The organism is Nonomuraea sp. NPDC049784 (genome assembly GCF_040659615.1).
Classification (GTDB): Bacteria; Actinomycetota; Actinomycetes; order Streptosporangiales; family Streptosporangiaceae; genus Nonomuraea.
The window spans coordinates 14,879-28,127 of sequence record NZ_JBFAMX010000088.1; the positions used below are offsets into that span (position 1 = coordinate 14,879).

A 13,249-nucleotide genomic window follows, 5' to 3' on the forward strand; every position below is an offset into this window, starting at 1 on the left:
CGCGGGCCGGTATTTCTCGGGAAAGCGGGCGCATAAGGCCGTGTTCGCGCCATGATTGCCGAGGCGTGCACATGCGGAGGTGAAGATGTCTCGAATGCCCAATGTGGGGCTTGCTGGCGCTATGCGGCGTGCTGATTGTTCTAATTCGGGACTTGCTTCACGAGTGCGACAGATAGCGCAAGAAGAAGGCGTAACCCTGAGCTGTACGCACGTCGACGTCAAACGCTGGCTCGACGGGGTGAAACCGCGGCCTGCCACCGCGCGCTTCATCGCCGAGGCGCTCAGCAGGAAGGCTGGGGTCACCTTCACCCTGGACGACATCGGGTTCGCCAGCGTCGTGACTCCGGAGACGCTGGAACGCACGCTGGCTCATGGCGGCGGCATCTCCGACGTGGGGAGTAGGCTGCTGGGCCTGACGCGGCGCGACCTCGCAGACGATCCCGTGGCGCTTCAGTCGGTGGTCGTCCCGGACGCCTGGAACGAGTCCCTCATCGCGTGGCTCCTGTCGCGGCCGGAGCCGGTGCTGGTACGGGAGCACGCGCGCCCGTCTGTCGGCCCGTGGGACGTGCAGACCATTCGCGCCACCACAGAGCTATTCGCCAGCATGGGTTTTCAATTCGGGGGCGGACATGCACGTTCCGCGCTCGTCCAGTATTACCACCGAGAAGTCGTTCCCATGCTCGACGGGAAATTCGAGGAGTCGGTAGGGCGGGCGTTGTACGCGGCGGCGGCCGAAATCACGGAATTGGTCGCATGGACGGCGTACGACCTCGGCCGACACGGGCTCGCGCAACGCTATTTCCTGCAAGGACTGCGCCTCGCCCAGGTGTCCGGAGATCGCATGCTGGGCGGCCTGATCCTGGCCGACATGAGCCATCAGGCCAATTATCTGGGCCGATACGACCAGGCCATCCAACTCGCGCGTGCGGCGCAGGAGGGCTGCCGTAACGCGTCCACTGCGACGCCCATGGCCTTGTTCTTCGCCATGGAGGCCCGCGCGCACGCCGGGAACGGCGATGAGGCCGCATGCGCGCGAGCCCTGCTTGAGGCGGAGAAATGGTTCGCCAAGCGCAACGTGGACGATGATCCCTCGTGGGTCGGGTACTTCGATGCCGCCGAACTGGCCAGCGAGGGCGCGCATTGTTACCGCGACCTTCGCAAGCCGTCCCGGGCGATGGAGTTCGTCGGCCAGGCGGTCGGGCTCTGCGATCCGATGTACGTGCGGACCCTCGCCTTCGACCGGCTGGTCCAGGCGGCGAGCTACGTGCACATAGGCGACCCGTCGCAGGCCGCGGCCGTCGCGCTGGAGGCCATCGACCTCGCCGGGCCGCTCAAGTCGGAGCGCTATCTCCGGTACATCCGAGACCTGCAAGCAGACCTGAACGCGTACGCGGACGATGGCTTGGTGGCGGAGTTCAACGCCGTCGTTGCTCGAAAGTATTCGTCGGAGAGCGATTAGCTGTCGTACCCGCGGCGAGGCGGCCGGCCGTATCTCCACAGGAGGTAACCGAGCGGCAGCACGAGCACCAGCAGCCGAGCAGGGGCATCGCGGAGGCCGTCGAACTGGAGTTGGTACAGCAGGCCGGCGCGCAGGGATTCGTCTTCGGTGAGGAGAGGGGCGAGGCCCACCAGCCCGTACACCACCAGGGCGTCCATGACGGTCGTCAGCGCGCGCCGCCCAGAGATCGGCGGCGCCGGGGAGTCCGAAGCGAGCAGCACCAGCAGGGCAGCCGCCAGCAGGCACAACTCCCAGAGTCCCCAGCCGCCGGACAGAGCCTCGAACCAGTTCGGGGTAAACATGGGCAGTGAGCCCGAGCAGATGCTGTCCCCCTGGTAGTCGGCCGAGAGCGGCCGGGCGAGCGCGATCAGGACCAGCACCCAGGCTGCACGTGGTCCCGCCGTCGCCGAATGCCGCCGCATCAGGGCGACCAGCACGATCAGCAGGGGCACGGCCCAGGTCGTCGCGAGTTCGGTGAGGGTGGCGAGGTCGTCGCGCAGCGGTAGGAACGGCGAGTGGTCGATCGCGTCGTACGGACGTACGCAGCTCACTACGCCCTCGGTGAAGCCTTCGTAGTGCAACTGCGCGAGGTACTGCTCGGGCACGTCGGCGGCCGTGAACAGGGAGGACCAGTCGAACCTGGTCTTCCAGGTGTCCCAGGTGGGGTAGGCCGCAGCGGCGAGGGCCGCCAACCAGGCTAACGGGGCTGAGGGTGACACGTCAGGGGCTCCTTTTGCTTCTGGCGCACCCTATCGGTGATCTTGAGCGACGAGAGCTGAGGCTGCTGGAAAGGGGCATTGCATCCCTGCGACTGACAGCCGTCACAACATGTCGGATACGGCACGTGAGCCCCGGACATCGACCTTGATTTTCGAATAAGTGGCACCCGTACTGCGCTCCTGCGGGGCGGTCATCTCCCGACCCAGGACATCGACCTTAGAAAGCACGCCAGCGGCGAGGTGCGTCGGGATTCCGCAGCGAGTTCATGCGATTGCGGAACTCCCGAGCTATGGCCGCGTCTTCGTCGACGTTCTGCATGAGCCACGTCGTCATTTTCAGCTCATTGATGTCTCTGAGCACCGGGTAGCCTTCCCAGGCCAGAACATCGAATCCGTACCGTTCCGCGAACCGGTCATATTCGGTGCGCGTTCCCCAGCCGACGGTGTGCTCGATGGCCGTGACAGCGAGGTCCGTCTCCGGTGGGCCGAACGCGAAGCGCTCGAAGTCGATGAGCAGGACCCTTCCGTCGACGGTTCTGATGAGATTCTCGTTGTGCGCATCACCATGGACTGCGCACGGCGTGAGAGGGAAGGCCAGCTCGTCGTACGCGCTTTGCAGCTCGCGTCGGCGCGTCAGCAGGAAGTCTCGATCCTCGTCGGTGAGGACGGACGCCGCGTTGATGCGTTCGGAGACGCGGCTGAGGATGTCCATCGCCGGCAGCTCGAGGTCGGCGGGGACGGCCAGGCCGTGGAGTTCGCGCAGGACGCCGGCCAGGTCGTCGAGGGTCGCGGACGAGCCGCTGTCGGGGATGAGGTGCCAGAGCGTTACCGGGTGACCTCTGACGATGAGCGGTTGGTCGTGCGCCGTCGTTCTCGCCGCCGGTATCCCGGAGTCGTTCAGCCAGGCCGAGACGGCTACTTCCTTGTGTACGTCGTCCAGCACCTCGACGCTGCGCGCGATCCTGACGACCACCTGCTCGGCGGGGAGTGCGAACAGAGCGTTCTCGCCGAGGCGGATCAGGCGGGCGTCTTGGCTGGCCAGTCCTGTGCTTTCACAGGTCTCGTGCAAGGTCGCCAGTGCTTCGGTGGTGGTGAAGGGGATCGAGGGCGTCTGAGATACGGTCACGTGTCACCTTCGGCTCGTGATTTGACGACGCGGCCCATACCGGGCCTTTTCTCGATGACTCCTTCCGCTTCCAGCAGCGCGAAGGCGCGCCTGATGGTGATGCGGCCGACGCCGCGTTCTTGGGCGAGTGTGTTCTCTCCGGGCAGGACGGACCCCACAGCGAGCTTGCCTGTGGAGATGTCCTGCCGGAACTCGGCGGCGACCGCGTCGGCTCGGGTTCGCGCGTGCTCGGGGCCGCCGACGAACCAGCCCTTGCCGTGGACGGCTGTGATGAGCCGTTCGCCGGCCAGGAGTTGCAGCGCCTGGCGGGCCGTGCCCTTCGACACCCCGAACTCTTCCGCTGTTGCGGCCTCTCCTGGCAACTGCTGGCCAGGCACCAGCTCGCCGTTCTCGATGCGCGTTCGAAGGGTCTCGGCAATCGACTCGTACTGTGTCGTTGCTGCACGGGGGGAGGCGGGGTCTTCGCTCGTCACTCGACGGCCACGGCCGGCCTCGCTTGCTACGAGTCCTGAGCGCTCCAGTTCGGCGACCGCCTGGCGGACGGTTCCTCTTGCCACGCCGTACGTGCTGGCAAGAGTGGCTTCGGACGGCAGCATGGCACCGGCTGGCAGATCACCCTGGAGGATGCGATTGCGGATGTCCTCTGCAATTCGGACGTAGATACGGGCGTCCTTTGCCTTGCTCATCGCGCTCCCTCGCCGAGGCACAGTGTCTCTAGGGTAGGGCGGGGGACATGGCCACTGGCGAAGCTTCGCGGACCATGTCACCCCTTGGTCTTTCCCTGCGCTCGGCGAGGGGACGCCGTACGGAACCAGCTTGTTTAGGCTGGTGGACGGGCGTAGATCTTCCCGGCGCACCGCGCAATCCGCAGAACGCGGCCTGCTGGCGTTCAAGCCCACAACCCCTCGCTCGCCATCGCGGACATGGCGGCTCGCGCTATGCCGCGCAACGCCGCAGATTGGATCAGCTTCCCGCGTTCGAAGAGAAGTTGTGTGTCGCCGCGGTGCTGCTTCAGGCAGCGGGGTTCCCAGGAAGCGCCCGGCTACGCCGATTAGGGCGAGCGGCGACCCGAGCCCGCGCCTTCCGCTTGTGCCCGTCCTCGTGAAGGACGAGCAACGCCTGCCAAACCTGCCGCGCATGCCGGTACAGCCCTCTGGCTGTCTCCTCGTACTGGTTCGTAGAGGTGCGCCGGAGGATGAGGAACTGCCCGCCTTGGCAGGCCCACTCGTAGGCGCCGCAACATGAGGTCTCTGTGATCCGGATGCGGTCCTTCGGAGGACGCCGGTACGGCTCCCACTCAGGTACGGGCTCGTCAGGAGGCTGGGCCATGCCCCAGTTCCCCCGCCCCGTACTTCCTCACGTACCGGTAGACCTTGCGACGGCTCCGCTGCCACGTGCACTTGTAGGCCAGCTGCAGGAGCGAGTCGGCGACCAACTCCGGCAGGACCCCATAGGCGACTTCGCCTGCCGTCAGCTTGGGCAGCGGCGTCGCGTGCCAGAGCCCTGCGGCGTCGCGACAGACGTAGAAGCGCCTGAACGCACCTCGCAGATCAAGATCGCATGCCTGCTCAAGCGTCGACGTCATGCCGGCCGCCCCTGTAGTTGGCGAGCCGGACAGGTGTGTGGAGACCCTGCACGGTTCTCGACGTTGTTGATCAGAGTCGCTTGCCAGGCCAGAGCTGTCGCGAGGTCAATCGCGTCCTCACCGCGGACGATGCGCGTGACGCCTTCTGCCACCAACTCGACTGTCAGAGACCGACGTGGCACGGCGATCCACCACAGCCTCTCCGCGGAATCGCGCTCAAGGACGATGCCCCAAGCCGGATAGGTGTCGCGCAGTACGGCGAGCTGTCGGTCCCGAAGATCCTGTATGAGCGCCGCCAGCGTGGAGGCTTGGCGAACGCTTTGAGCCGTGGCACGCAAGAGCTCGTCGAGCCCGGATCTGGTGTCGGCGTCTAGGTGATTCGTGTCCCAGTACACGAATCCATCACAACGCTCAGTAACGAAGCGTAGACAGATGCGGTTGGGGGACACTGGGGGCGGCGACCGTGTCCCCCAACTCGGTGGTGAGGTGCGACGGCATGCTGGAACAGCCCAGGACTCCCCGGTGGGCCGAACGCATTCGTGACGAGCGACGTCAGCGTGGCTGGTCACAGAAGCAACTGGCCAGGCACCTGTTCCAGGCAGCGGGCGAGGAGATCGCCTTGCCTGAGTTCGAGTCGGTGGTCCGCAGAATCAAGGATCACGAGGCGGGCAACAGCCGTCCGAAGGATCCCTACCCCTTGCTGTACTGCCGCGTGTTCGGCATGGACGAGGCCGTTCTCTTCGATCGTGACGGCGAGCTGGTGGGGACGCTCCCGAGGAGCGGCGACCTGATCGAGCACACAGCCTGGATCGAACAGACCAACGTCGGCGACAGCACCATCGCCATGATCGACGAGACCCGCTACCACCTGACGCAGCGTCACACCCAGACAGCGCCCGCGCCGCTGCTCGCCGATGTGCTACGCCTGCACCGGCGCGTGCTGGAGCTCATGCGGGGCGGCAAGCAGCGGCTTCACCAGACGCGTGAGCTGTTCCGGATCGACGCCGAACTCCTCGCCCACGCCTGCATCCTGCTGGGCGACCTGTACGACGACGAATCGGCCATCGTCCACGGCAGAGCAGCTCTCCTGTCCCAAGAGGCCGGCGCGTGCGAGGCGGCGGCGTTGAGCGCCCAAGCCAAGACCGAACGGTGGCGATGCCGATACGCGGTCTCTGCCGACGCGGCCAGACGCGGCTACGAATGCAGCCCGCCCACACCCTTGCGGGTGCTCCTGGCCAGCCAGGAAGCGAACGCCGCAAGCCTGCTCGGCGACTTCGGCCGAGCCCGAGAAGCCCTTCACCGAGCGGACGAGGCAGCCGGTTCCGTGGCCGGCGACTCCGGCGTGACGCCCTGGTCGTGCCCAGCGCCAAGGCGGGCCCTGTACGCCCTGTCGGTGGCGCTCCAGGCAAGCGACCATACTGCGGCGCTACGTGCGGCGGCGGCGGCCGACGACGCATGGGCCAACGGCGCTCCCTGGGTAGCCGGCACCTGGGCACAGGTGCGCTTCGGCGCCGGCATCGCGTACGTGATGATGGAAGACCTGGACGCCGCGGCTGAGCAGGTGATGCCCGCCCTGTCCCTGCCGCCCGAACATCGACTGTCCACGATCACCAACTATCTGGTGCGGATGGATGCACGATTGGCCGCTCCTCGGTTTCGCGGCTCGGATATGGTGACGACGCTGCGCGAGCAGATCAAGACGTTCAACTCCGCTCGGGCTCTGTCCGCCCCTGTCGAGGAGGATGCGTGAGCCCGTTGCCGACGCGGATGGCGAACCGCTGGGAGAAGCGACGAGCGCTCATGTTGCCGCCAGGTCAGGGCCAGCTCTACTGGCATGTCCTTTTGGGGGAGGACCCTGAAGCGCGGGCGATCGTCCAAGAGGCTCACGACCGCCTGGCCGGCCTGCCCGGCCTCGATCTGGTGCCGCATAAGTTCATCCACCTCACCACGTTGGTCGCCGGCTACTCGCACGAAATCACGGATCACCAGGTAAACGTGATGGCCGAGGAAGCCACGGCTCAACTCGCACGGGTCGCACCCATCACCGTCACTCTTGGACGCGTGCTCTACCACCCTGAGGCGGTGGTCCTCGAGGCGCGCCCGGCGGACCGTCTTCGCCCACTGCTCGAAGCAGCGAAGTTCGCCACGCGGGCGGCCACGGGCCGAGATGGTGCTCTAGCTCATACAGCGTGGATACCGCACGTTACTGTGGCTTACAGCAGTGCTGATGGCCCGGCGGCTCCCATCATTACGGCCCTCGGCAAGCAACTCCCAGAGCGTGATGTCACCATCCGTAGCATCCACATCGTCAACCAGGACGGACCGGAGACGGTTTGGGACTGGCGTTCATTGGCGCAAGTACGGCTCGGGACGTTGTGAGGCGTCAGCGTCACTACGCGACCGTTGACGTCCTGCTTTTTCGCCCACGTGACCTACCGGTCAATTCACCAGGCCATGGACGCATCGTCAGGTGCTGCCGAGATCGCATAAAGTTGCTCTGAGGCACTTGTGTCTCATGATCGACTACAGCTCTGGGGTACCGTCTACCGGCAGGTCGCGGGTCGCGGTCCGTGACGACATCACGGTCGGCCGCTATCGCCCGGAGCGTGGTTGCCCTCGGAGGCCCCGCCCTCACAGACGTACGAGGTGGGCCGCGACACCGTACGCGAAGCCCTGGCCCACCTCCGCACCGAGGGACGCATCAATACGGTGCGCAAGCGGGAGCTGATGGCGGCCACTCAGCCGACCCGAGAGCCACACCATGTCCCTGCTGGGGCCCGCGTGGAGCTGGTCTTCCAGGATCGGACTGCTGGTAAGTGACCCTCGCCTGGCATCGATTCTGCGGAATACTGCGGTAATCTGCTGGCAGCCGTATCCGTCGCGAGGCCTGGAGCGCGACAGCCCCTTAGCCTGCTCAAACGCCGTCCGGTCGTGATTCTGCGGTTTGTGCGACAGCAGACAGGCATCGAGTTCTCATATGTGCGGCATCCTGAGCGACCACTCAGTGGCCTGTAGATTTAGTAGAGCGAAGCTACACGACGATGGCTACAACTCGCGTAGCCTGTCTAGGATAGCGCGAACTCTTACCAGAGCAGCTTCAGCGGCCGACCTAGCAACGATACCTGTGATTCCGCTACGCAGCTCCCAAATCTCCACCCCAAGGATACGCCGATCATCGAATAGACCGCCTTCGAAATCGCGTATCAGAGCTAAGGTAGGAGGGCAGGCAAGTTCTTCGCGTTGTCTCTCTGTTAGAGGCTCGCTCAGTGGCCCAGTTACAACGACTCGCCCCCAATACCCTGCGTTCGTTATGAGGAGGCCGTCCACCGCGGTATTAATGACATCGCCAGCAATGGCGGCGCTCATTTTTCCTCCGGGGGCCCAGCGCCTCGGATCTTCGCTGGCGAGTTCGATGTAATTCTCTAAGCAGTCGAAGGCGGTTGCTGCTCGTGTCTGGCCCTTGTTCTTCCAATAGTCGCTTCTGAGCCCTTGGCGAAGCGCTGCTCGGGCAGCTTCAGCGCCCTCTTCGTGCACTATACGAATTGCCTTACGAAGTGACGCATCAGTAGATGGCATAGGCGCAGGCTTCTTAGGTACTCGATAGGCCGGATCGACCACTGCCTGCCGCAGTTGACCATACGAAATCTTCATGGCGAATTTCCGTTTAGAACGGCATTAGAGAACGCATGTGCATTCGCAACTTCTAGCACCTGGGCTGCCCAGCGCTTATGCATGGAGACACTCGCCTCGATCGTGAGACCGGGTCCAGAGTCTAAAAGGTCAGGCTTGTCCCACATCAGGTCATATTCGTCGGCTTGGTGCAATTCCACCGCCTGAGTCAAAAGATGAAATACGTTATCGCGGGCGACTGGCCCCCACGGGCTATCCGGAGGTATCTCATCGAATGGGTAAGACAGGTAGTGGCGATCAGGCACTCTGGCATATTCGTGACTCACTTGGCGAATCAAGCATGGAATGCACCGGCCACAATGTGCGGGGTTGCGTCCAACCTGCCAACAGCTAACTGTCGCCGTGAGCAGAGTCGTGAGATCTAAGTCGCGCCCCCATATGGTTACTTCGGGTTTTGTGTGAGCAACTAATCTATTCTGGACGGTAACCTTAGCGTCCAGAGCTGCTGACGCTAGCTTCGAGAACTCGGTCAATAGCCGAGGGCTAGCTGTACGCGTACTAAGAGACCCTGACCTCGCAGTGGTAAGCGGAACGTGGACGGCCATGACTCCATTTTCATTGAGCCATACGTTCTGTACGCCCATGCCAACTGCAATAAGGCAGCCAAGTCCCATGTAGAGCAAAGACCTTGCGCGTTGACTGTTTTCCCCAGCAATATCCTTCTGGGCTTTTCTAGCTGTCAGTGTAACTGGATGCGCTGGAGCGCCTCGCCTGGATAGCTCCGGAGCGATTTTGTTGATTGCATCGCTTGCTGACGGACTATTCATGTGGGAAAGAAGGAGAGGTTTAGAGCCCTCAGCCAACAGAACTGCTGCACCCACAAGGCTATCCACGCCTCCAGAGAGCAGAGCTACTCCATCGACGGTGCGAGGAAAAGCTTTTGTATGCTGGCGAGGGGGGTCGGACATATCCGTGCCAGCTATGAAAGAGACGTTGAGACGGTCATATGTCAGTGCTGAGAAGACGCTAGAAACTTGATCGGTAAGCGCGTTCCATAACTCTGGATCACGTACAGGAATCCAAGCATCAATAGTTCTATACCAATCCGAACCCTCGCCACGCTTACAGGCGAGATCGATCGAGTAGATTGCTCCTAACACATCCGCCCAATCCTGTTGGCGTGCGGTAATCACTTTGGGCAGGCCGGCCGCAACACGATTATAGTTATATTCGTGTGTGATTCCCATGCCTGACCCGCAACGCACCTGAAGAAGCCTAGTAAATGGCGGTGCCGCACAATCATTCACCACCACTCGATAATCAGGCATCGCCTAACCCATTGTGGTGAGGGCTGATCGCAGAAGCAAAAGATGCCCTCACCGCCTGAGGCCATGCATCTGTTCCTCCCTCCATAATTATGCTCTTTCCAGTGTCAGCTGAACGGACAGCGGCTGCGCCAACGTCACGAGTTAGATTACTTGCTTGCGCCGCAGTCAGTTGGACAACGCCTCGCGCGATGGCCACTGTAGGAATATCGCGTGATACAAGAAATTGAGCAACCTGACGAAGAGCTTCTCCGAGGAACTCTGCAACCATACTTTCTGAGTACGTGGATCTAACCGATAACCAGCCCTTAGGCGAGTCGGAGTCAGTGGGGATCTGTCTTGCTGTGGCGAGCAACACTTTCGCGAGTGCGCGTTCTGCGAGAGGTAGAGCCATCCCGCCACCGCCTGCTGCTAACCCATGTTCACGCACATGTTCCACGTACAGTCGTACTGCCTGAGCGCTTGTATCGGCTTCGGATATGTAATTCGCCATCTCAGACCATGCACGTTGTGCAGCCTGCGCGTAGGCGGAAAGTGCGGGACTCGTCAGCATAATGAGCCACTCGCCATCGCCTGCAGCTGCGTTGAACATCTCCATGAGTATTTCATCCGGAGTCGCATTTGACCCAAGGACAGCCCGAGCGACGTTCCATCTTAGGTTGCCCTTGGGGGACGTGCGATTGGTTGATGTTCCCATCAGGCAGTCCCTCCTTCGAGGGTCTCTTTCGCCCGAGCTGCGTCGTCTACGGCCTTTATCAGCGATTCCTGTCCAACTATTCCGTCTTTCAGTGCGAAGGCCCAGTCGATCTGGCGAGCTGTATGCGTATTGTCGGGCGCGATCTCTAGGAGGTGTAGTGCGGCGGCTAAGAAGTCCTCGACGCGCAAGTAGGCTAGATCTGAGCCGACATCATGGAATCTGGATCTCCGTGTATAAAAGGGGTGTCTGTGGCCGTCGGTTCCAGGGAAGCTGCTGCTTATTACAAGGACGTAACGAACCTTCATGGCTTGACCTTGATATGGCTGAGGGTTCCTCGCGTACTCAACTAAACGACGCTCATCGTCGACGTCCATGACATAGCCGGCGGCAGCAGCCTTGCAGTCAGCTAGAATCACGACTGATGCATCGTGGTTCACCAGGATGGCGTCACCAACACGCTTGCCGCGTTTAGCGGTGCCGAATCGCTCGCCTTGGAAGTCGAACACTGTTGTCGCCAAGCGGAAGAAGAATTTCTCAAATAGGTCCTCAGGAGTACCTGCTTCGCTTAGCTCTATCGGAAGCCTATTCTTCGCTAGTATCGGAAGCCACAGCAGGCCAAGCCTATCCTGAACGGTGGCATCAGCCAGTTGTGCGACGAGACGATAGCCGCGTCTGTCTACATCGGGGGCGCCTACGGTATTTGGTACGACTAGGGCGGAGGATGAAAGTAGGCGAGCAAGTCGAACTGTGTCTAGCGTATGATCATTTTCAAGTAATGCTTGGTCGACTACCTGTGGTGCAACAAGAAGATAGTCGGCGTAGCCACCTCGCCCCGCGTCTTTCTGTAATTCATCCAGATGGCGCGTCTCGGCGGGCACGAAGAGGATGCGCATCAGTACCTCACGTGTTGTAAGGAAGATGCGTCGCTTGAGGATTAGGTCTTCGTGGTCACCTCGAGGTACGGCAGTAACGATGCTCAGCCCGTGCTCAATGGCAACGACTGAACAGAGCCGACGAAACTCTTGTGTGGTAAGAGTTGCTAGGACCTCCGGTTGAACGCCGGTGGTTCTTATGTCCGGCATGACCTTCTCCTCATCTCACCCGAACGTAACCCGAGTCGATGACCCGATCAAGACTGCGTAAGGACGATTAGGCGCGCGGGTGGACGAGTGCGGCGGATGGTTGGGTATCGGTCATGGGTATAAGTGTGTTACTCGCCTAGAGCTTGCTGTAGCACAACTGCAGGACCATGTCGTCTATGTGTGGTGCCATGTTTCCTGGAGGAACAGGACGAGGTGGATGATGGTGGACCTCCCATGACTGTCGTCCGTCACCCAGATCGCTGACGTTGCTGGGGCCTGCCCTATGGCTGCACTTCTTCTGAACGGGTGATATTAGTGGAGGCGCAAGCACGCGGTAGCACATATCCACCAAGAAGTCCAGTGAGGGCGGTGATGTGATCACAGGCTGCTCGGAAGAGATATACAGCCGCGATCTGGACGTATCAGGTTTAGTGCTGCACCTAAATCTGTGACCGGAACGACCACAGAGCAGGCGTGTAAGGCGTTCCAGCCGAATGGATGGCTGCTGATCAAGTTCGTTCGGTCCTTGGGACGCCAGGCGACAGTTGCGGTCGTCTTCCCCGAGTACGACCTGGCGCCAAGCACCGCTGCCCGATCGCGCTGGTGGAGCGCTATGTCATGGCGCGCTCGGTGAACCGGCACGGCCAAGCCTACGACCTGAACAGTGGCCGGAGGGCCGTTGCGGGTGACTCCGCGGACGCCCAATCTCGCCACCGCGCTGGCTGCTAGCCGTGCGGAGCGGTGACGTAAGGCTGCCCGCTCAAGTGCTGTTTGCCCGGTGACAAACGCCAACTTCGACACCCCGTCCTACTGCCGCTTCGCCGACGGTATCTGCACAGGGAAGCGAGGGTCTGGTTCTGAGACCAGTACACCAGCAGTGGGAAGAACGCGTCCAAGCCGCCGCCTCACCCCTGGGTGCAACCGTCGTCGCCGACCTTGCTGGTGCCTCCCGCCCTCGTGATGACGGCTGTGGCTGACGTCCTGTGGGAGCAGGGCGAAGCCCACGCAGCCATAACTCCGCGCTGGTGTGTCCGTCGCTGCGACCAGGTACGTGGGAGCCGTACACGGTTTGCCGTCCTTTGGCGTTCTGCGCCACACACTGGCCGCTCAGCTTGCTCTGGCGCAGGCAGTGGACTTCCTGACGGCCACGCTGCACGACGCCCCACAGAGGTAGCTGCCACCACACCACCTCTACTGCGGGACCATCGGACCTTATCGACCGCAGTCAGGCTCTCGAACGATCACCCGTGATGCGAGGGGCAATCGGTGCCGCCAGAGAGCCGTTGGAGTTTGATCACGGCCAATACGCGGCCAAGTAGACGTGACTAGGAACGAAACCCCAGGTCAGAGCGTGATCGCGACGGGACTGTAAAACCGTCGGCTCAGCCTACGCAAGTTCGAACCTTGCACCTGCCACACGCAGTCAGCGCAGCTCAGAGGCCCTACGGGGCCTCTTCTGCGTTTCAGGGGTGTGCAGCCGGATGCCGCTCTGAGAGTGCGTTTCGCGAGTCCATGCCAGTGATGTCGCAATGTGATCGGACGGATTTGTAGCGTTACCACCGGTTGGCGGGCTGGGATGTGCTGGGA

At 62.2% G+C, this 13,249-nt stretch carries 10 protein-coding genes and 1 pseudogene; 4 read left to right on the forward strand and 7 right to left on the reverse strand.

Annotation, left to right across the window (positions count from 1 at the left end):
* Positions 1–94 precede the first annotated feature (94 nt).
* Positions 95–1,459: a hypothetical protein gene (locus tag AB0J09_RS20200; RefSeq protein WP_360692887.1), complete on the forward strand. Its 1,365-nt coding sequence runs from the start codon at positions 95–97 to the stop codon at positions 1,457–1,459.
* On the opposite strand, the gene AB0J09_RS20205 is transcribed toward AB0J09_RS20200, so the two are convergent.
* The 5 genes from AB0J09_RS20205 to AB0J09_RS20225 form a co-directional block, all read right to left on the reverse strand.
* Positions 1,456–2,217 carry a hypothetical protein gene (locus AB0J09_RS20205; RefSeq protein WP_360692890.1) on the reverse strand — a complete coding sequence of 254 codons (762 nt, stop codon included), beginning with the start codon at positions 2,215–2,217 and terminating at the stop codon, positions 1,456–1,458. The two genes, AB0J09_RS20200 and AB0J09_RS20205, sit on opposite strands and share 4 nt — an antisense overlap.
* 217 nt (positions 2,218–2,434) lie before the next feature.
* Positions 2,435–3,343 (reverse strand): aminoglycoside phosphotransferase family protein, encoded by a 909-nt coding sequence (locus AB0J09_RS20210; protein WP_360692893.1) that lies wholly within the window; start codon positions 3,341–3,343, stop codon positions 2,435–2,437.
* A complete protein-coding gene (locus AB0J09_RS20215) occupies positions 3,340–4,029 on the reverse strand; it encodes a GntR family transcriptional regulator (RefSeq protein ID WP_360692896.1) in 690 nt (229 codons plus the stop codon). Before AB0J09_RS20215 ends, AB0J09_RS20210 begins: the two co-directional genes overlap by 4 nt.
* A gap of 626 nt (positions 4,030–4,655) precedes the next feature.
* Positions 4,656–4,928 (reverse strand): hypothetical protein, encoded by a 273-nt coding sequence (locus tag AB0J09_RS20220; RefSeq protein ID WP_360692900.1) that lies wholly within the window; start codon positions 4,926–4,928, stop codon positions 4,656–4,658.
* Entirely contained in the window at positions 4,925–5,323 is a 399-nt protein-coding gene (locus tag AB0J09_RS20225; RefSeq protein ID WP_360692903.1) for a hypothetical protein, read from the reverse strand. Before AB0J09_RS20225 ends, AB0J09_RS20220 begins: the two co-directional genes overlap by 4 nt.
* A gap of 101 nt (positions 5,324–5,424) precedes the next feature.
* Between AB0J09_RS20225 and AB0J09_RS20230 the strand changes: the two genes are divergently transcribed.
* From AB0J09_RS20230 to AB0J09_RS20240, 3 genes and pseudogenes are all read left to right on the forward strand, one after another.
* On the forward strand, positions 5,425–6,678 hold the full coding sequence (locus AB0J09_RS20230) for a hypothetical protein (protein ID WP_360692905.1): 1,254 nt from the start codon (positions 5,425–5,427) through the stop codon (positions 6,676–6,678).
* The gene (locus AB0J09_RS20235; protein ID WP_360692908.1) at positions 6,675–7,307 is read left to right on the forward strand and encodes a 2'-5' RNA ligase family protein; all 633 of its coding nucleotides are present in this window, start codon (positions 6,675–6,677) and stop codon (positions 7,305–7,307) included. Before AB0J09_RS20230 ends, AB0J09_RS20235 begins: the two co-directional genes overlap by 4 nt.
* 222 nt (positions 7,308–7,529) lie before the next feature.
* A pseudogene (locus AB0J09_RS20240) lies at positions 7,530–7,748 on the forward strand (hypothetical protein); the annotation flags it as partial.
* Between the two features lie 827 nt (positions 7,749–8,575).
* On the opposite strand, the gene AB0J09_RS20245 reads toward AB0J09_RS20240, so the two are convergent.
* Positions 8,576–9,886, reverse strand: coding sequence for a 7-cyano-7-deazaguanine synthase (locus AB0J09_RS20245; RefSeq protein WP_360692911.1), 1,311 nt, complete (start codon positions 9,884–9,886; stop codon positions 8,576–8,578).
* A 693-nt stretch (positions 9,887–10,579) separates the two neighbouring features.
* Positions 10,580–11,662: a hypothetical protein gene (locus tag AB0J09_RS20250; RefSeq protein WP_360692914.1), complete on the reverse strand. Its 1,083-nt coding sequence runs from the start codon at positions 11,660–11,662 to the stop codon at positions 10,580–10,582.
* Between the last annotated feature and the right edge of the window lie 1,587 nt (positions 11,663–13,249).